17 protein-coding genes are annotated in these 19,275 nt (G+C 65.1%); 8 read left to right on the top strand and 9 right to left on the bottom strand.

The features are described 5' to 3' along the window. Positions 1-58: 58 nt before the first annotated feature. The 5 genes from xdhC to Q1J79_RS03300 are packed head-to-tail and all read right to left on the bottom strand — an operon-like array spanning position 59 to position 6,259. On the bottom strand, positions 59-865 hold the full coding sequence (xdhC, locus tag Q1J79_RS03320) for a xanthine dehydrogenase accessory protein XdhC (RefSeq protein ID WP_300296458.1): 807 nt from the start codon (positions 863-865) through the stop codon (positions 59-61). Continuing rightward, positions 862-3,180, bottom strand: a complete 2,319-nt coding sequence (xdhB, locus tag Q1J79_RS03315; protein ID WP_300296455.1) for a xanthine dehydrogenase molybdopterin binding subunit — start codon at positions 3,178-3,180, stop codon at positions 862-864. Before xdhB ends, xdhC begins: the two co-directional genes overlap by 4 nt. Further along, positions 3,177-4,643 (bottom strand): xanthine dehydrogenase small subunit, encoded by a 1,467-nt coding sequence (gene xdhA / locus Q1J79_RS03310; RefSeq protein ID WP_300296453.1) that lies wholly within the window; start codon positions 4,641-4,643, stop codon positions 3,177-3,179. The genes xdhB and xdhA overlap by 4 nt, the downstream gene beginning before the upstream one ends. A 51-nt stretch (positions 4,644-4,694) precedes the next feature. Further along, the gene (locus Q1J79_RS03305) at positions 4,695-5,465 is read right to left on the bottom strand and encodes an ABC transporter permease (RefSeq protein ID WP_300296451.1); all 771 of its coding nucleotides are present in this window, start codon (positions 5,463-5,465) and stop codon (positions 4,695-4,697) included. Next, complete coding sequence (locus tag Q1J79_RS03300; protein WP_300296448.1) at positions 5,465-6,259, bottom strand: ABC transporter ATP-binding protein; 795 nt, start codon at positions 6,257-6,259, stop codon at positions 5,465-5,467. Before Q1J79_RS03300 ends, Q1J79_RS03305 begins: the two co-directional genes overlap by 1 nt. 224 nt (positions 6,260-6,483) lie before the next feature. Between Q1J79_RS03300 and Q1J79_RS03295 the strand changes: the two genes are divergently transcribed. Next, positions 6,484-7,650: an MFS transporter gene (locus tag Q1J79_RS03295; protein ID WP_300296445.1), complete on the top strand. Its 1,167-nt coding sequence runs from the start codon at positions 6,484-6,486 to the stop codon at positions 7,648-7,650. A gap of 48 nt (positions 7,651-7,698) precedes the next feature. Here the strand turns inward: Q1J79_RS03295 and Q1J79_RS03290 are convergent, their stop codons facing one another. Next, on the bottom strand, positions 7,699-9,906 hold the full coding sequence (locus Q1J79_RS03290) for a xanthine dehydrogenase family protein molybdopterin-binding subunit (protein WP_300296442.1): 2,208 nt from the start codon (positions 9,904-9,906) through the stop codon (positions 7,699-7,701). Positions 9,907-9,908: 2 nt separating this feature from the next. After that, a complete protein-coding gene (locus Q1J79_RS03285) occupies positions 9,909-10,370 on the bottom strand; it encodes a (2Fe-2S)-binding protein (protein ID WP_300296439.1) in 462 nt (153 codons plus the stop codon). Positions 10,371-10,696: 326 nt separating this feature from the next. Here Q1J79_RS03285 and Q1J79_RS03280 point away from each other — a divergent pair, with 326 nt between their 5' ends. Further along, positions 10,697-11,092 carry a helix-turn-helix domain-containing protein gene (locus Q1J79_RS03280; RefSeq protein ID WP_300296436.1) on the top strand — a complete coding sequence of 132 codons (396 nt, stop codon included), beginning with the start codon at positions 10,697-10,699 and terminating at the stop codon, positions 11,090-11,092. 79 nt (positions 11,093-11,171) lie between these two features. On the opposite strand, the gene efp is transcribed toward Q1J79_RS03280, so the two are convergent. After that, positions 11,172-11,744: an elongation factor P gene (gene efp, locus Q1J79_RS03275; RefSeq protein WP_300296434.1), complete on the bottom strand. Its 573-nt coding sequence runs from the start codon at positions 11,742-11,744 to the stop codon at positions 11,172-11,174. 112 nt (positions 11,745-11,856) lie between these two features. Here efp and epmA point away from each other — a divergent pair, with 112 nt between their 5' ends. From epmA to Q1J79_RS03260, 3 genes are all read left to right on the top strand, one after another. Continuing rightward, on the top strand, positions 11,857-12,921 hold the full coding sequence (gene epmA / locus Q1J79_RS03270; protein WP_300296431.1) for an EF-P lysine aminoacylase EpmA: 1,065 nt from the start codon (positions 11,857-11,859) through the stop codon (positions 12,919-12,921). Next, positions 12,918-13,589, top strand: a complete 672-nt coding sequence (locus Q1J79_RS03265; protein WP_300296428.1) for an extensin family protein — start codon at positions 12,918-12,920, stop codon at positions 13,587-13,589. Before epmA ends, Q1J79_RS03265 begins: the two co-directional genes overlap by 4 nt. Before the next feature lie 116 nt (positions 13,590-13,705). Then, positions 13,706-15,058 carry a hypothetical protein gene (locus tag Q1J79_RS03260; protein WP_300296426.1) on the top strand — a complete coding sequence of 451 codons (1,353 nt, stop codon included), beginning with the start codon at positions 13,706-13,708 and terminating at the stop codon, positions 15,056-15,058. A gap of 14 nt (positions 15,059-15,072) precedes the next feature. Here Q1J79_RS03260 and Q1J79_RS03255 read toward each other — a convergent pair whose 3' ends face one another. Further along, positions 15,073-16,005 (bottom strand): LysR family transcriptional regulator, encoded by a 933-nt coding sequence (locus Q1J79_RS03255; protein WP_300296423.1) that lies wholly within the window; start codon positions 16,003-16,005, stop codon positions 15,073-15,075. A 115-nt stretch (positions 16,006-16,120) separates the two neighbouring features. On the opposite strand from Q1J79_RS03255, the gene Q1J79_RS03250 reads away from it, so the two are divergent. The 3 genes from Q1J79_RS03250 to dctP all read left to right on the top strand — a co-directional run. After that, positions 16,121-17,290, top strand: coding sequence for a CoA transferase (locus Q1J79_RS03250; protein WP_300296420.1), 1,170 nt, complete (start codon positions 16,121-16,123; stop codon positions 17,288-17,290). Beyond that, positions 17,287-18,234: a hydroxymethylglutaryl-CoA lyase gene (locus Q1J79_RS03245; protein ID WP_300296418.1), complete on the top strand. Its 948-nt coding sequence runs from the start codon at positions 17,287-17,289 to the stop codon at positions 18,232-18,234. Before Q1J79_RS03250 ends, Q1J79_RS03245 begins: the two co-directional genes overlap by 4 nt. 97 nt (positions 18,235-18,331) lie before the next feature. Then, positions 18,332-19,275, top strand: a 944-nt coding sequence (gene dctP, locus Q1J79_RS03240; RefSeq protein WP_300296415.1) for a TRAP transporter substrate-binding protein DctP, incomplete at its 3' end; no start/stop codon positions are given.

The following is a 19,275-nucleotide window of genomic DNA, read 5'->3' as shown; positions in this document are numbered from 1 at the left end:
CTTACCGTTCAAATGCGTTTGGGTGCCCGGGCTGAACCCGGGCATGACGGCTTTCGTCTTATTCTGCCGCGCTTTCGTCCACCACGCGCAGCGCCTGTTTCTGTGTCGCGCGCAGCTTCAGAATCTGTGCCGCCGTGGCAATGGCGATTTCGCCCGGATGTTTGCCGGAAACGCCGTCGATCCCGATCGGACAGGTCAGGCGTCCGATCTGTTCCTCGGTCAGGCCCAGCTCACGGAAGCGTTTCACGAAACGCGCCCGCTTGGTCTCCGAGCCGATCAGGCCGACGAAGGCGAAGCGGTTTTCCTGCAATGCCTTGGCCGCGATGCCTAGGTCCAGCGCATGGCTGTGGCTCATCACCAGCAGCCAGGCATTGTCGGGCAGGCTGGTCACGTCGCGTTCCGGCGTGTTGGTCACTTCGATCTCCACGCCGGGTGGCACGTGATCGGGAAAGGCGTCGGGCCGTGGATCGAACCAGCGGATTTTGCAGGGCAGGGCCGAAAGAACCTGCACCATGGCCTTGCCCACATGGCCGGCGCCGAACAAAGCGATGGTGAAAAGATCCGGCCGCTGTGGCTCGAACAGCAGGGTCACGGCGCCGCCACAGCATTGCCCCATCGAGGGGCCGAGGGGGAATTTGCGTAAGGATGGCCCCTGTTTGCCGGCCAGTATCTGGCGCGCGATTTCGATGGCGCGGAATTCCAGGGTGCCGCCGCCGATGGTGCCAATGGCATCGTCAGGTGTCACCACCATCTTGGTGCCGGCCTCGCGCGGCGCTGACCCATCTGTGGCGGCAACCGTGATCAGCACGGCCGGAATGCCGCGCGTTTCCAGGTCAGTCAGTGCGTTGAGCCAGAGCGAGGTCATTTTGCCGCCATAGTCACGGGTGCCTCAGCCTGTTGCCTGGCGGCTTGAATGGCCAGCAGCACACGTTCCGGCGTGGCCGGCGCATCCAGATGCACGCGGTTGGTGCCGGCTGCCGCCGTTACCGCATCCTTCAGCGCCAGCCACGCCGATATGCCGAGCATCAATGGCGGCTCGCCCACGGCCTTCGAGCGATACACCGTGTGCGCCGGATTGGCGCGGCCATGCACCAGCTGCACGCGGAAATCTTCCGGCAGGTCGCGCGCGGTGGGAATCTTGTAGGTGCTGGGGGCATGGGTACGCAGGCGGCCTCTGTCGTCCCACCACAACTCTTCCATGGTCAGCCAGCCCAGCCCCTGCAGATAGCCGCCTTCCACCTGGCCCAGGTCGATGGCCGGATTGAGCGAGTTGCCGCAATCATGCAGCAGATCGGCGCGGGTGAAGCGGTATTCGCCGGTGAAGCAATCCACGATGGTTTCGGTCGCCGCCACGCCATAGGCAAAATAGTAGAACGGATTGCCGCGGCCGCTGGCGCGGTCGAAATGGATGTCGGGCGTGGCATAGAAGCCCGATGCCGCCAGCGATACCCGCCCCAGCCAGGCCCTGTGCGCCACCTCGGCAAAGGGCAGCGCCTTGCCGCCGCCGCTCACCATGTCGTTCTTGAAGATCACCTGCTCCGCCGGCACGCCCAGTAAAGGTGCGGCCACCTGCGCCAGCCGGCCGCGCAGATCCAGTGCGGCATTCTCCGCCGCCTTGCCATTCATGTCGGCGCCTGACGAGGCGGCGGTGGCCGAGGTATTCGGCACTTTGTCGGTGCGGGTGGCGGTGATGCGGATCTTGTCCAGCGACACGCCCAGCGTCTCGGCCACCACCTGCGCCACCTTCACATACAGGCCCTGGCCCATCTCGGTGCCGCCATGGTTCAGTTGCACTGAACCGTCCTCATAAATCAGCACCAGCGCGCCGGCCTGGTTGAGGAAAGTGGTGGTAAACGAAATGCCGAACTTCACCGGCGTGATCGCCAGGCCCTTCTTGAGATGCGGGCTCTGCGCATTGAAGGCATCGATCTCCTGCCGGCGTTTTTTGTAGTCGCTGCTGACCAGCAGTTCATCGAACAGTTCGGGCAGGATGTTGTCGCGGATGGTCTGGAAATACGGCGTGACGTTGCGTTCGTCTTTGCCATAGAGATTGGCCAGCCGCACCTCCAGCGGATCGCGACCCAGATGCCGCGCGATCTCGTCGATCACGTATTCCGTGGTGGCCATGCCCTGTGGCCCGCCAAAGCCGCGAAAGGCGGTGTTGGAGACCGTGTTGGTCCTGCAGCACAGGCCGGTGATGCTGACATCCGGAATCCAGTAGCTGGAATCGGCATGGAATACCGCGCGGTCGACGATGGCGCCAGTCAGATCGGCCGCCCAGCCGCCGCGCCCGGCCAGCGTCACCTCGTAGCCCAGGATGCGACCCTCATCGTCGAAGCCGACGTGATACCGCGAGAGGAAGTCATGCCGTTTGCCGGTGATGATCATGTCTTCGTCGCGGTCGAGCCGCAGTTTCACCGGCCTGGCGCAATTTGCGGCCAGCAGGGCTGCGATGCAGGCAAACTGCGCCGCCTGGGTTTCCTTGCCGCCGAAGCCGCCACCCATGCGGCGGCATTCCACCGTCACGGCATGCATTGGGCAGCCCAGCACGCGGCCAACCAGCTTCTGCACTTCCGAAGGATGCTGCGTCGAGCAGCGCACCATCATATCGCCGTCCTCGCGCGGTTCGGCGATGCTGACCTGGCCCTCCAGATAGAAATGATCCTGCCCGCCCAGCCGCAATTCGCCGGACAGCTTATGCGGCGCTTTGGCAATCGCGACCGCTGCGTTGCCGCGTTTCAGGCCCAGCGGCGGCAGCAGGAAACTCTGCTTTTCCACCGCCTCCTCGATGCTCAGGATTGCCGGCAGGTCTTCGTATGCGATGCGCACCAATCGTGCCGCGCGGCGCGCTGTGGCCAGGTCATGGGCGGCGATGGCGGCCACCGGCTGGCCGTGAAATTGCACTGTGCCCTGGGCCAGAACCGGCTCGCCGGGCACCACCGGCGCGATGTCTGGATCGCCGAGCACATCCTGCACGGTAATTGCGGCCGCCACGCCTGGCAGCGCCAGCGCGGCGGAAAGATCGATGCTCAGGATTTTTGCATGCGCCCGGTCGCTCAGGCACAGGGCGGCATGTAACAATCCTTCGGGCTCGGGCTGGTCGTCGATATAGCGCGCCGTGCCGGCCACGTGCCTGGGCGCGCTGTCATGTTTGACCGGCTTATGGACGGTCGACGTCATTCCGCCGCCTCCACGCCGATGGGTTTACCGGTACTCACTTCCACGCAGAATTTGCGCAGCAGGTTCTGCGCCGCCAGCAGGCGGTATTCGGCCGAGGCGCGTATGTCGCTCATGGGGGAGAAATCGGCCGCCAGCGCTGCCACGGCAGGCTCGATGCCGTCGGGCGTGAAAGGTCGGCCGGCCAGTGCCGCCTCGGCCTCTTTGGCGCGGGCGGGAATGCCGGCCATGCCGCCATAGGCAAGGCGTGCCTGCTTCACGACATCACCCTCCAGCACCACATGGAAAGCCGCCAGCACGGCGGAAATATCCTGGTCAAAGCGTTTCGAGAGCTTGTAGATGCCCACATGGCTCTGCGGGCCGGGCTTTTTCACCGTCACGCCGGCGACGAATTCGCCGGATTTCGAAGCCGTCTTGCGATAGCCGAGGAAAAAATCCTCCAGCGGCATGGTCCGCGTGCCGGCCTTGCCCTGCAATTTGAGGATGGTGTCCAGCGCGATCAGCGCCGGCATGCTGTCGCCGATCGGGCTGCCATTGGCGATATTGCCGCCCAGCGTGCCGGAATTGCGGATCTGCGTGGAGCCCAGGCGGCGCAGCATGCGCGCGAAAGCCGGGTGCAGGCGGGCGATCGCCTCGAACGCGTCCGTATACGTGACCGCCGCGCCGATCTCGGTCTCGTCTGGGCGCTCATCGATCCGCTTCAGCTCCGGGATGCCGCCTAGAGAGATAATGCTACGCGGCGCCCGGCCCTGCTTGGTCACCCACAGGCCAACATCGGTGCCGCCGGCCAGCAGCCAGACGTCTCCGGCCGGCAGGGCGCTCAGGGTCTCGGCCAGTTCGGCTGTGCTGCGCGGGGCGATGAAGTCGCCTCCGGGCGTGGAATGCCGCAGCATGCGGTGGCGGCCGTCGGCCAGGATCTTCAGCTGTGCCGTCAGTGCGGCTTCCTCGGCGGCGAAACGGTCCATGCTGCCGCCTTCGAACATGCGGTGGCCGGCCTCCAGAATGGGGCGATAGCCGGTGCAGCGGCACAGGTTGCCGGCCAAAGCGTCCTTCAGGGATTCATCATCGGCTTTCTCGTGGCCGTGGAAATAGGCGAACAGCGACATCACGAAGCCCGGCGTGCAGAAACCGCATTGCGAGGCATGGGCATCAACCATCGCCTGCTGCACCGGATGGAGCTGGCCATTCCCGTCGGCCAGATCCTCAACCGTGAACAGCGCCTTGCCGTCCAGCTGGTGCACGAACAGGATGCAGGCATTCACCGCGCGGTAGCGCAGGCCGCCATCGGGGCCGAGCTCGGCGATCACCACGGTGCAGGCGCCGCAATCGCCCTCGGCGCAGCCTTCCTTCGAGCCGGTGCGGCGCAGCCTGAGCCGCAGATATTCCAGCACCGTCATGGTATGGGGCGCATCCGGCCCCACCACCATTACCTGGCCGCGCGATACGAACCGGGTCGGTTCGGACATTTCTGTCTCCTCGGCTGCCTCCGGTTTACATACCCGTCAGGACGGGCGCGGTCAGCTCATCAGGTCGCTGCCGCGGAACGCCCAGCCGGTCATGCGCCGCTCGAACCACACCGCCACGGCATACATCAGCACGCCCATGATGGCGACGACGATCAGCCCGGCGAAGACCAGCGGCACATTATAGCTCGAAGAGGCCGACAGCATCAGGTATCCGATGCCCTCGTTGGACGCCACCGTCTCGGCGATTACCGAGCCGACGAAGGCCAGCGTGATGGCAATCTTCAGCGAGGCGAACAGATAGGGCATGGCGCGCGGAAGTCCAATCTTGGTGAGGATTTCCGTCCGCGACGCGCCGAGCGAACGCAGCACGTCGCGCAATTCCGGCTCGATAGTGGCCAGGCCGGTCGCCACGTTCACCACGATAGGGAAGAACGAGATGACGAAGGCGGTGATGATCGCCGGGATGGTGCCGATGCCAAACCAGATCACCAGCACCGGCACGATCGCCACCTTTGGGATCGAGTTGAACCCGACCAGAACCGGATACAGGCCGACATAGACCAGCCGCGAGGCGCCGATGAAGATGCCGAGCAGGGCACCGCCGACCACGCCGAGCGCGAAGCCGGCCGTGGTGGTCATCAGCGTCTGCAGCGAATGATGCAGGATCTGTGGCGCGAATTGCACCATGGAGGCGAACACCACGGACGGCCGAGGCAGGATGAAGGTCTCGACGCCGGTGATGACGCAGAGCGCTTCCCAGAACACGAACAGGCCGATGGTGACCAGCCAGGGCATCGAGCGGATGAGCATTTTCTCGTTCATCACGATTCCCTCACCGAATGGATATGCTCACGCAGCTCATGCACGATGTTGCCGAAATGCGGCTCGAAGGTGGTTTCCAGTGAGCGCGGCCGTGGAATGTTCACCGCCTTGCTCATGATGATCCTGCCCGGCCGCTTGCTCATCACGAAGACGCGGTCGGCCAGATACACCGCCTCGCGCAGGTCATGGGTGATCAGGATCGCGGTGAAGCGCTTTTCCATCCACAAAGCCTGCATCACGCCCCACAATTCCTCGCGGGTGAAGGCGTCCAGCGCGCCGAACGGCTCGTCCAGCATCAAAAGGCGCGGCTCATGGATGATCGAGCGGCAGACATTGGCGCGCTGCTGCATGCCGCCGGACAGCTGCCAGGGGAACTTGTCGGCGAAATCGGCCAGGCCCACGGTCTTGAGCAGCGCCATGGCTTGGTCGATATAGGCCTTCTTTTCCCTGCGCAGGCGGCGCTTGTGCGGCTCGACGATCTCAAGCGGCAGCATCACGTTGTCCAGCGTGTTGCGCCAGGGCAGCAGGGTGGAATTCTGGAAGGCCATGCCCACACCCTGCACCGGGCCCTTCACCGGCTTGCCGCCGATGGTGATGCTGCCGGCCGAGGTGTCGAGCAGGCCGGTCACCAGCTTCATCAGCGTGGATTTGCCGCAGCCTGAAGGCCCGACCACAGCGACGAACTCGCCTTCCTGGATGTCGATATTGAGGTCCTGGACCGCCAGGGTTTCCTCTTCGGCCTGCCGGTAGGTCAGGCTGACGCCGTCGATCTTGACGAATGCGGGGCCCTGCATCAGACGCTCGTCCCCCCGCCGCGCCGCTTAAACTCGCGGCCGCATCCCGTTACCATCGCCACCATGCGATCCAGTCCCCCTGCCGAGCCCGGCCGGGCCGGACAATGTAGGATGATTCCCCCGGCGCCTGTTGTGCGCCGCATATAGAAGAGATTGTAAACACTGTTGTGGCTAGATTGTAAACAATTTTCCCCTGCCTGTTTCCTGGGCATCCGGAGTTTTCTATGAGCGGCGAACGTCGCAATATCGCCTGGCGGATCAGCTTCTATTTTGCCGCGCTTTTCCTCGTGCCTGGGGTGCATCTGCCCTTCTGGTCGGTCTGGTTGCAATCGCGGGGCCTGAGCGCGCCTGAGATTTCCGCCGTGCTGTCCAGCGCGATCCTGATCCGACTCGTGGCCGGGCCGACGGCGGCCCATCTGGTCGACCGCAGCGGCGCCCGCCGCCAGGCCATCATCATCCTGAGCTGGGCCAGTTGCGCCGTGTTCGCGGCCTTCTGGTGGACGCATGGCTTCTGGCCGATCTTTTTGCTGGGCATCCTGCATGCGGCGATCTGGTCGCCGATCACGCCGTTCAGCGAGAATGTCGCGCTGCTGGCGGCCTCGCGCTACGGCCTGCAATACGGCCGGCTGCGGCTGTGGGGCAGCGTCAGTTTCCTCATCGCCGCCTATCTGGCCGGTCTGTGGCTGAAGGGACGCGACGACGACTGGATTTTCGCCCTGCTGCTGGCCGGTCTGCTGGCCTTAAGTCTGGCCAGCCATCTGCTGCCCGACCTGCGCCTACCGCTGGACCGGCCGAAGCTGGCCGGTGCGCCGGTGCTGCAACTGTTGCGCAACCGGCTGTTCTTGGCTTTCCTCGGCGCCAATGCCTGCCTGCAGGCCAGCCATGCGATGCTCTACACCTTCGGCACGCTGCAATGGCGCGAGGCGGGGTTGTCTGATGCGCAGATCGGTTTTCTCTGGGCCGAAGGCGTGCTGGCCGAGGTGATCCTGTTCGCCGTCGGCCAGCGCGTGGCGCAGCGCACCGGCGGCGTCGGCCTGATGGCGCTGGCGGCAATGGGCGGCATCCTGCGCTGGGGCCTGACCGGCCCGATGGACAGCTTCGAATGGCTGGTGCTGCTCAATCTCCTGCATGCCGCCACCTTCGGCTGCGCCCATCTCGGCGCCATGCGGTTGCTGGCCGATGGCGTTGCTCCCGATGCCTCGGCCACGGCGCAGACGCTGTATACCGGCGCCAATGCCACTGTGCTGGCAACCGCCACGCTGGCGATCGGGCCGCTGTTTCCGCTCGCCGGCGGACTGACCTATCTGGCGATGTTGCCCTTCTCGCTGGCCGGCGGCGCCTGCGTGCTGCTGCTCTGGCGCCACCGCCAGGGCCTGCGCTTTACGGCATAAAAAAGCCGGCGGCATCGCTGCCGCCGGCCTGATTGAAGGGTGGATATCTTACGCCGATTTCACCGCCTCGGGCAGGGGCAGGGCGCGGAACACCTGTTTCGTGCCCACCATCAGCGCATTGGCCACCGCCGGCGCCACCGGCGGCGTGCCGGGTTCGCCGATGCCGGTCGGCTTTTCCTTCGAGGGCACGATATGCACCTCGATCTTCGGCATCTCGTGGATGCGCAGCACCTCGTAGTCGTGGAAATTCGACTGCTCGACTTTGCCGCCCTTCAGGCTGATGCCCGGCTTGATCGTGGCCGACAGGCCAAAGCCAATGCCGCTTTCCACCTGGGCGCGGATGATCGCCGGGTTGATCGGGATGCCACAATCCACCGCCGCCACCACCTTCTCGACCCTCCAGCTGCCGTCGGGCTGCAGCGCGACCTCGGCCACTTCCGCCACGAAGGAATTGAAGGATTCATGCACCGCCACGCCGCGCATCCGGCCCTTCGCCAGTGGCTTGCCCCAGCCGGCTTTCTCGGCCACCAGGTTCAGCACGCCCAGATGGCGCGGATGCTTGGTCAGCAGCTTGCGCCGCAGGGCCACGGGGTCCTGCTTCGTCTCGGCGGCGATCTCGTCGAGGAACACCTCGGTGGCGAACGCGGTATGCGTGCTGCCCACCGAACGCCACCACAGCACCGGCACGCCGGTTTTGGTGGTGTGCAGTTCCACGCTCATGTTCGGGATGGCGTAGGGCAGGTTGGCGGCGCCTTCCACCGAGGTATGGTCGATGCCGTCCTTCACCATCACCGGCTCGAACGGCGTGCCGGCGATGATCGACTGGCCGACGATGCGATGCTGCCAGGCGACGATGTTGCCCTGCGCGTCGATGCCGGCCTTCAGCGCGTGGTGATACATCGGGCGATATCGGCCGCCCTGGATGTCGTCCTCGCGGGTCCAGACCAGCTTCACCGGCGCCCCCCGAATACTCTCCTTGCCCTCGATCGCCTTGGCGATCTCGGCGCCTTCCACGATGTAGTCCGACACCGTGTTGGCGCGGCGGCCGAAGCTGCCGCCGGCGAACAGGGTGTTGATCTTCACCTGCTCGGGCTTCAACCCCAGCACGCGGGCGGCATTCATCTGGTCGATGGTCTGGAACTGGTCGCCGGCCCAGATTTCCGCGCCGCTGGCATCATATTTCACCACGCAGTCCAGCGGTTCCATCGGCGCATGGGCCAGATAGGGGAAATCGTAGGTCGCTTCGATCACCTTGGCGGCTTTCGCAAAGGCGTCGTCGACATTGCCCTCCTTGCGAGCCGGCAGGCCCGGCTTTTTCCCCAGTTCGCGGTATTCGGCCATAATCTGGTCGGTGCCGCGTTTCTCGGCGTTGGTCTCATCCCATTCGATCACCAGCGCCTCGCGGCCTTTGCTGGCGGCCCAGAAGTTTTTCGCCAGCACTGCCACGCCGTTGGAAACCTGCACCACCTCCACTACGCCGGGCACGGATTTCGCCTTGCTGGCATCGAAGCTTTTCACCGTGGCGCCGAACAAAGGCGCACGCTGCAGCAGCGCGGTCAGCATGCCGGGCAGTTTCACGTCGATGGTGAACTGCGCCGTGCCGTTGCTTTTGGCGCGGCTGTCCAGCCGGGCCACCGACTTGCCGATATACTGGAACTTGGCCGGGTCCTTCAGCGTCACCTCGGCCGGCGGCGTCATGGTCGCGGCCTTGGCGGCCAACTGGCCGAAGCTGGCCTTCTTGCCCGACTTGTGGCTGACCACGCCCTTGTTCACCACGATCTCGCCGGCCGGCACCTTCCATTGCTCGGCGGCCGCAGCCACCAGCATGGCGCGCGCTGTCGCGCCGGCCTTGCGCAGTTGTTCCCAGGAATTGGCGATCGCCGTGCTGCCGCCGGTGCCCTGCACCGGGCCGAAGGCCAGGTTATTGTAGAGCTTGGCATCGGCCGGTGCACCCTCGGCGCGGATCTGCGCCCAGTTGGCATCCAGCTCCTCGGCCACGATGGTCGCCAGCCCGGTATAGACGCCCTGGCCCATCTCCAGATGCTTGGACAGCACGGTCACGGTGTTGTCGGGCGCGATGCGGATGAAGGCATTCATCATCGTCGGGTTGCCAGCCGCCTGCGCCATCACGTTGCGCGGCGCCCAGTGGAAGCCGACGACGAGGCCCAGCGAGGTAGCGCCCGCGCCCTGCAGGAAACGGCGGCGCGAAGCCAGGAGAGCCTTCTGGGGAAGATCGATCTTGGTCATGGTCGTCATGATCAGGCCCTCACTGTCTTGGCGGCATCGTGGATGGCGGCGCGGATGCGCACATATGTGGCGCAGCGGCAGATGTTGCCCTGCATGGCGGCGTCGATATCGGCATCGTTCGGCCGCTTGTTTTCAGTCAGCAATGCGACGGCCGACATCACCTGGCCCGACTGGCAATAGCCGCATTGCGCGACTTCATGCTTCACCCAGGCATCCTGCACGGCTTTGGCGACTCTGCCCGCCAGGCCCTCGATGGTGGTGACCTTCTGGCCGGCGATGGCCGAAAGCGGGGTGGAGCAGGCGCGCACCGGCTGGCCCTCCACATGCATGGTGCAGGCGCCGCATTGCGCCATGCCGCAGCCGAACTTGCTGCCGGTCAGGCCGATCTCGTCGCGCACGGCCCAGAGCAAAGGCATGTCGGGATCGACATCCAGCGTGACCGGGCGTCCGTTGAGGGTGAATGAAATAGCCATGGTGATCCTCCACTGGGGCGGTGTGGAAAGCGATGGATAAGCCGGCGATTCAACGGATTGTGCCGGCGGCGAATTTTAATGCTGTGAATATGGGGCGAACATGCGGCCCCCCTGCTGGTGAAACGAACTATAATCCTTCGCGAAGAAAGCAAGACCTCGTGATTTGGCTGATCCTGTGACGGCGGACAAAATATCGCCGGTCGCATCCGCGTTTCAGAACGCGTATCCTGTCCGCACCAGCAACCCTATATCGGGCCCCGCAGATCATGAGCAATAAGGCACTTTCGACGACCGATAGGCACCTGCCGGAAACTATGCCGCCGGCCATGCGCCCCGGTGCACCGGCGGCCTGTGGCGAGGGCGTCTGCATCATTTCGCCGGAAGCCGAGGAACTGGTGCGTGAGTTGATGGTGCGCTTCGGTGACAAATGGAGCCTGCGCGTGATGGACGAGCTGTACGAGCGCGGCGCCATGCGCTTCTCGCGCCTGCGCGAGCGGCTGGACGGCATCAGCCAGAAGATGCTGACCCAGACCCTGCGCCAGCTCGAGCGCGATGGCGTGGTGGTGCGACAGGTGTATGCAGAAGTGCCGCCGCGCGTGGATTACGCGCTGACGCCTCTGGGCGTGGAGCTGACCGAGGCTTTATGCGGCGTGTGGGAATGGGCGATCCGCCATGGCGCGGCGGTGACGGCGGCGCGCAAGGTTTTCGACGCAAAATCCTGAGCCGGCTTCGTCGCGCGACCAGGAAAAAACCCGCCGGATCGCTCCGGCGGGTTTTTCGTTGCCAGCGTGATTACGGAAATCAGTCCTTGGCGCGTTCCAGGTAGACGCCGCCTTCCTGAATATTGATCACGATGCGGGTGCCGGCCGAGACATGCGGTGGCACCATGACGCGCTGGCCGTTCGACACGATGGCCGGCTTGTAGGACGACGACGCGGTCTGGCCCTTCACGGTCGGCTCGGTTTCGGTGATTTCCATGATCACGGTCTGCGGCAGGGTGACCGAAACCGGCTTGCCCTCATACAGCGCGATATCGACCTTCATGCCATCCTGCAGCCACACCGCCTGGTCGCCCACCACTTCGGCCGGCACGCCGATCTGCTCGTAATTCTCGACATCCATGAACGTGACCTGGTCGCCTTCGGTGAACAGGTAGGTGAATTCGCGATCCTCGATATAGACGCGCTCGACCGACTCGGTGGTGCGGTAGCGCTCGGTGGTCTTGATGCCGGTCGACAGGTCGCGCAGGTCGAGCTGGGTCACCGGGGTGCCCTTGCCGGGCTGGATATTCTGCGCGGTGATCACGGCAAACAGCTTGCCGTTGATCTCCACCACATTGCCCTTGCGGAGCTGGTTGGCGTTCACCTTGGCCATAAATGGATATCTCCGGAAACGAATGAGCGGGCCCGGTACGGACCCGCTTGCTAAAAAACCGCGCGGAAACTATCAGGTCAGAACCCCCCGCTCAACCCGAGTCGCGGCGAAAATGCAGTTTTCCGGCCCTTCCGGCGTCATCCCCTGGTGGCACCCCGACCTTTATGCCCGGCGGCGGCCCAACCTGCTGCTGCGCCAGGCCGTGCTGCAGGCGATTCGCGCGCAGTTCGGCCGGCTTCGCTTCGTCGAGGTGGAAACCCCCGCCCTGCAGGTTTCGCCCGGGCTGGAGCCGCATCTGAAGGCTTTCGAGACCCGCCTGGAGCAGCCGGATGGGGCGTTCCGGCAGCTTTATCTGCACACCTCGCCCGAATTCGCCATGAAGAAGCTGCTGGCGGCCGGCGAGGAAAAACTGTTCCAGCTGGCCCCGGTGTTCCGCAACGGCGAACGCGCCGCCACCCATCATCCGGCCTTCCTGATGCTGGAATGGTATCGCGCCGGCCAGGATTACCGCGCCATCATGGCCGATTGCGAAAGCCTGCTGCGCAGCATTGCCCAGGCCTGTGGCAGAACCACCCTGCGCTGGCAGAGCCAGACGGCGGAGATTGCCGCATCCTGGCAGTATCTCACCGTGCAGCAGGCCTTCGCGCAGTATGCCGGCATCGACATCGAGGCCTGCATCGGCCCCGATCCGCTCAGGCCCGACCTGGCCGCCATGCGCGGGGCCTGCGCCGGGATCGGCCTCCGCGTCGACGCGGGCGACAGCTGGGACGATCTCTATTTCCGTGTGGCGCTGGACCGCGTGGAACCAAAACTCGGCCTCGGCGCGCCGACCATCCTGCACGATTATCCGATTCACATGGCAGCCTTGAGCCGGCCCAAGTCGGGCAATCCTCGGCTGGCCGAGCGTTTCGAGCTTTATGCCTGCGGCATGGAACTGGCCAATGCCTTTTCCGAGCTGACCGACGCTGCCGAGCAGCAGCGGCGCTTCGAGGCCGACATGGCGCTGAAGAAACGCCTCTACGGCTATGATTATCCGATCGATGCCGATTTCATCGCCGCGCTGAAGCATGGCCTGCCTGACTGCGCCGGCATTGCCCTGGGCGTCGACCGCCTGGTCATGCTGCTGGCCGGTGCCAGCCGCATCGAGGAGGTGCTGTGGCTGCCGGTTTCAGAATGACCTCGCTCCGGATGGCATCCGTCATCGTCCTACTGCTGGCCGCCGCCTGCGCGCCGCGTTCGCAACAGCCGGTGGCGCCACCGGCGCCGCCGCTGCCCCATGGCGGCGCGCTGCTGCTCTGGCCGAACCGCGACGCCATCCAGTCAGCCTGCCTCAACGACCTGCAGGCCACCGGCGCGCAATTCGAGCTGATCGCCCAGGCCGAACCGGGCAAGGATGGCTGCACCCTGCAGAACGGCGTCAAGCTGATGCGCACGGGCCTCACGCTGAACCGCCCGGTCGAGCTGACCTGCCCGATGGCCCTGCGGCTGGTGCAGTTCGAGCAGGAAGTGCTGCTGCCCGAGGCGCAGAAGCTGTTCGGCCAGTCGCTGGCCCAGCTCAACCATGCCGGCGGCTTCACCTGCAAGGCCATGACCGGCAACGGCAAGCGCATCAGCGAACACGGCCATGGCCGCGCCATCGACATCTGGGGTTTCACGCTCGCCAATGGCGGCCGCATCTCGGTGACGGATCATTTCCGCGCCCGGGGCAGGGAAGGCACATATCTGCGTGATGTGAACCGCGCCGCCTGCCGCTATTTCTCGGTGGTGCTCGGCCCCAATGCCGACGCCGCCCATGCCAAGCATTTCCACTGGGATATCAGCCAGTGGAAACGCTGCGGCGCATAGCAGCGCAGCAAAAAAAACTCAGGCGCCGTTCGGCGCCGGGAAACGCTCCGGCGCTTAAGCGGCCGGGATAATGTTCCCATTTCGTTTTCATGGATAATCCGGTAAAATTCGGAGCCATGACGACGTTCGCCGCCAGCTCCAGCCTGAACCCGACCCGGGATCGCGCCGCCCAGCGCGCGGCTCAGCGCGTCTTATGGGAGGCGTCTTCGCTGAACTGGCTCTATCTCGACCTCAACAGCTATTTCGCCTCCGTCGAGCAGCAGGAGAATCCGCGCCTGCGCGGCCGGCCGGTGATGGTGGTGCCGGTGATGAGCGAGACCACCTCGGCCATTGCCGCCTCCTATGAAGCCAAGGCCTTCGGCATCAAGACCGGCACGCCGGTCTGGGAGGCCCGGCGCCTCTGCCCCGGCATCGCCATGGTCGATGCCCGCCACGATGTCTATGTCGATTACCATCACCGTATCCTCGAAGAGGTCGACCGCCATATCCCGGTCTACAAGTCGTGGTCGATCGACGAAGTGTCCTGCGAATTGATGGGGCCGCAGAAGCTGGAGCCCGAGGCGCGCGCCCTGGCCAATCGCATCAAGGCCGGCCTGCGGCAGAATCTGGGCGAATGCATCCGCTGCTCGATCGGCATCGCACCCAACCAGTTCCTCGCCAAACTGGCCAGCGACATGCAGAAACCCGACGGCCTGACGGTGATCCACCGCCACGAGCTGCCCGACCGCATCCTGCCGCTGCACCTGCGCGACCTGCCCGGCATCGGCCCCAACATGGAGCGCCGGCTGAATGAGGCCGGCATCGGGAGCATTGCCGAGCTCTGGGCGCTGGATCCGCGCCGGGCGCGCGAGATCTGGGGCAGCAAGGAAGGCCCGGCCTTCTGCGCGCGGCTGCGTGGCTATGGTGATTATCACCAGTCATCGGAGCATCGCAGCGTCAGCCATGAGCATGTACTGCCGCCGCAATTCCGCGATGCCGAGTCCGCCTTCCTCGTCGTGCGCCGCCTCTGCACCAAGGCGGGCAGCCGGCTGCGGCGCATGGGCTATCTCGCCTCCGGCTTTTACCTGAAGGCGCGGTTCGAGAATGGCGAGCGCTGGGCCGCCGATTTCCGCCTGACCCAGACGCAGGACAATTTCGTGCTGCTTGATGCCGCCGCGCGGCTGTGGCAGGCGATGCTGACGGAAACCGGCCCGCGCCGCGGTCGCTTCAGGAAGGTCGGCATCGCGCTGCATGGCCTGGTGCCGGAACAGCAGGTCACGCTCGATCTTTTCGCGGGCGGCTCGGGCCACGAGCGCAGCCCGGAACAGGCGGCGGCGCGCGCGAAGCTCTCGGCGGTGATGGACAGGCTGAACGGCAAGTTCGGCAAGGATACCGTGCATATCGGTGCGCTGCCCGGCCATCGCGCCGAGTTCATGGGCGCCAAGATCGCCTTCAACCGCATCCCGGATGCGAAGGAATTCATCGAGTAGGGCAGGCGCCCCGGTCAGCCCTGCATCAGCGATCGCGCCGCCCATCGGCCCGCGGTTATTTCTGCCTGCACCAGCCCGAGGATCAGCCGCCGCATCGTCTCGGACAGGAAGGTCGCCGGCCGGTCGGCAAGATGGCAGAGATAGAGCGTGCGGGTCAGTGTCGGTTCGCTGATCACGCGGGCATGCAATTCGCCGCTTTCCAGTGCCTCGCGCATGAACAGGGTGGTGCCGATCACGCAGCCGAGCCCGGCGATCAGCGCACCGGCGATGGCATGCACCGAGTTCATCTGCAGTTTGGCGTTGGCCTCCAGCTTGCGCAGCAGTCCGACATCGTCGAGCAGGGCGCGAGACGACACGCCCTGGCGCAGCAGGATGATCGGCAGGGTCAGCAGTTCGTCGAAGCGGATCGGCTCATCGGTGTCGCCGATGATGCTGCGCCGTCCGACGCAGACCATCTGCTCCTCCAGCACCGGTTCGGTTCCCAGTTGCGGGTCCATCGGCGGGTTGTAGACCAGCGCGATATCCACCTCGGCCGCCATCAGATGCATCAGGGTCGAGGCCGACAGGCTTTCCGTCAGCGACATCTTCACCTTCGGATAGGTCTCGAGCACGGTTTTCATGAAGGGTAGGCCGATCGCCTTCACGGCGGAATAGGCCATGCCGACCGAGACCTCGCCCGAGATGTCCTCGTTGGCCAGCCGGATGTCCCTCTCGGCGGTGGCCATGGCGCGCAGGATCGCCTTGGCATGCTGGTACAGCCGTTCTCCTGCCGCGGTCGGCTGCATGCCGCGCGGCTTGCGCATGAACAGCGGGGTGGCGAATTCGGCTTCCAGGTTGCCGATATGGTGGCTCAGCGCCGACTGCGCCACGCCGCACAGGTCGGCGGCGCGGGACAGGTTCCGCTGCTCGTAGATGGCAACAAAATAGCGGAGCTGGCGGCTGTCCATCGCAGTTCGATCTATAATTTAGAACATATTGTTATTTATTTTATATTTTTCAGATCGAAAGGGAATGCATATTCTTGCACCCAACAACCACCAGTCGCCGGGAGGGCAGCCGCATATGGCCGGAACGGGTCTGCCCCTCGCGGGCATCCGCGTCGTTGAGATGAGCCACATGGTGATGGGGCCCACCTGCGGCATGATCCTGGCCCAGCTCGGCGCCGAAGTGATCAAGGTCGAGCCCCCGGCGGGCGACAAGACGCGCAATCTGGGCGGCATGGGCGTCGGCTTCTTTTCCCTGTTCAATCGCGGCAAGCGCAGCATGGTCCTCGATCTCGCGCAGCCGGAGGGCCGCGCGGCGATGTATCGCCTGCTGGAAACCGCCGATGTGTTCCTCGAAAATTTCCGCGACGGCCAGCTGGCCGGCCAGGGCCTGAGCCAGGACGACCTGCAGGCCCGCTTTCCCGATCTGATCATCGCTGGCCACAAGGGATTCCTGTCCGGCCCCTACGAACACCGCCCGGCGCTGGACGAGGTCGTACAGATGATGTCGGGCCTGGCCGCGATGACCGGCACGCGCGAGCGGCCGCTGCGCGTCGGTTCCTCGGCCAACGACATCATGGGCGGCATGTTCGGCGTCATCGCCATCCTGGCGGCCCTGTTCAGCCGCAGCCGAGACGGCAAGGGCACGGCCATCCGCATCGGCCTGTTCGAGAACTGCCTGTTCCTCGTCGCCCAGCACATGGTGCAGTACGAGATGACCGGCGTGGCGCCGAAGTCGTTCCCCGAGCGTGAGCATTCCTGGCCGGTCTACGACATCTTCGAAACCAGCGATGGCCAGAAGCTGTTCATCGGCGTGGTCACCGAGCAGCACTGGCAGGTATTCTGCCGCGAATTCGGCCTCGACGAACTGCTCACCGATCCGGCGCTGAAAACCACCACCGACCGCATCTTTGCCCGGCCGCGCATCCTGCCGCTGGTGGCCCAGCGGGTGAAGCGCGAAAGCATCGCCGATCTCTCGGCCAAGCTCGACCGCCTCAACATCTGCTATTCGCCGATCAACCGGCCGGAAGACCTGTTCAACGATCCCCATGTGCTGCGGCCCGGCGGCCTGGTCACCGCCACCGATGTGAAGGGCAAGCCCTTCCGCGCGCCGGCTTTGCCGCTGGAAATCAATGGCGCTGTGCTGGGCGATGGCCTGCAGGTGCCGGTGCTGGGTGCCGACACCGCCGCGATTCTGGCCGAACTGGGCCTGGATGATGCGACGACCGGGCGAAAGGGGGCTGCATGACGGCGGTGGGTGATATCTATCCGCAGGATCGCGTGACGCTGCGCGAAGTCGGCCTGCGCGATGGCCTGCAACTGGTGAAGAGCTTCCCCTCCACCGAGGCCAAGCGGCAGTGGATCAAGGCGGAATATGCTGCCGGCGTGCGCAATTTCGAGGTCGGTTCCTTCCTGCCGGCGGCGAAATTCCCGCAATTCGCCGATGTGCTGGAGATGATTGCCACAGTGGATGCATTGCCTGGCGCTCACCCGGTCGCCCTGGTGCTCAACATGCGCGGCGCCCAGAACGCGCTGGCCTCCGGCGTTGCCGAGCTGAGCTGCGTGCTGTCGGCCACCGAGGCGCATTCCCAGGCCAATGCCCATCGCAGTCGCGATGTCGCCATCGAGGATCTGCGCCAGATCTGCGCCCTGCGCGATGCCAGCGCGCACCGGCCGCTGGTCAGCGTCGGCATTTCCATGGCTTTCGGCTGTTCGCTGGACGGGGCGGTCGATCCCGACGAGGTCGTGCGGCTGGCGGAGCGTGCCTTCGAGGCAGGCGCCGATTCCGTCGGTCTCGCCGATACGGTCGGCTTCGCCGGCCCGAAACAGGTCCACGACCTGACCGCCCGGGTGGTCAGGCTGGCCGGCGCGGCGCCCGTGCTGGTGCATCTGCACGACACCCGCGGCATGGGCATCGCCAATGCCGCGGCGGCGCTGGATGCCGGCACGCGTGCGCTGGATGGTTCGCTCGGCGGACTGGGCGGCTGTCCCTTCGCGCCAGGCGCTACCGGCAATGTGGTGTTCGAGGACCTGGTCTTTCTGTGTGAGTCGAAGGGCTTTGCCACCGGCATCGACATCGACCGGCTGGTAGCGGTGCGCGCCATAGTGCAGGCTGCGATGCCGGACGAAACGCTGTATGGCGCGCTGGCGCGGGCTGGCCTGCCGCGGCGTCTGGCCGGCGCGGCGGCGTGACGGAGGAAAAAAGCCGGAGGGGAGCCGGCATCCGGACTACAGGTAATCCATAACAAAGCTAATCCATAACAAAGCAATGTCGAATCGGGAGGATTCAATGATCAGGTTTGCTGCTTACGCCGCCACACTGGCGGTTGCCGCGCTGTGGAGCGGCCAGGGCTTCGCCGCCACCAAGATGCGCTGCAGCCACCAGCTGCCGCCGGCGCATCATATCGCCAAGGTGGTCGACCGCTGGGCGGCCGAGCTGAAAAGCCAGTCGGGCGGCGAGCTTGCCGTCGAGGTGTTTGGCGCCGACAGCCTGGTCAAGGCCAACGACAACATCGCCGCCGTCGCCAAGGGCGACATCGAATGCGCCTTCTCGCTGAATTTCCAGTGGGGCAAGACGCTGCCGCTGATGAATGTCACGGTCGGGCCCTACACCATGTCGTCGATCGAGGCGTGGAAGAAATGGCCAACCTCGGAGGCGGCCGCCTTCCTCGAAGACCGCCTGCTGAAAAAGGGCGTGAAGAACGTCGCCTGGATGTTCCAGACCAATACCAGCGTGTTCACCTCCAAGGGCCGGGCGCTGGTGAAGCCGGAGGATTTCAAGGGCGTGAAGATCCGCGGCCTCGGCGGGCCGTTCGACCAGGGCCTGATCGCCATGGGCGCGGTACCCTCGTCATTGCCGGGCAGCGAGGTCTATCAGGCGCTCGCTGCCGGCGTGCTGGATGCCGGCATCACCGATGTGGCGGCGGCCTGGTCGCGCAAGTATTACGAGGTGCAGGACCACATGACGGTCACACCGGTACTGGCGGCCTACCTGCATGGCTACGTCAACCCGGATTTCTATGACAAGCTCAGCGCCAAATCCAAGGCGGCGCTGAAGGTGGCCGGCGAGAAGGCCTCGGCCTGGGCGATCGAGGCCTCGCAGGAGGCGGCGAAGGATGCGCCGAAGGATCTGCAGGGCAGGGGCGTCAAGGTGCATATCGCAACGCCGGCGGAGAATGCCGCCTTCAAGGCGGCCATGGGGCCGGCCTTCGACAAGGCCTTTGCCGAACAGAC

The organism is Ferrovibrio sp. (genome assembly GCF_029255545.1).
Lineage (GTDB): Bacteria > Pseudomonadota > Alphaproteobacteria > Ferrovibrionales > Ferrovibrionaceae > Ferrovibrio.
This window is presented reverse-complemented; position numbering and strand designations above follow the sequence as displayed.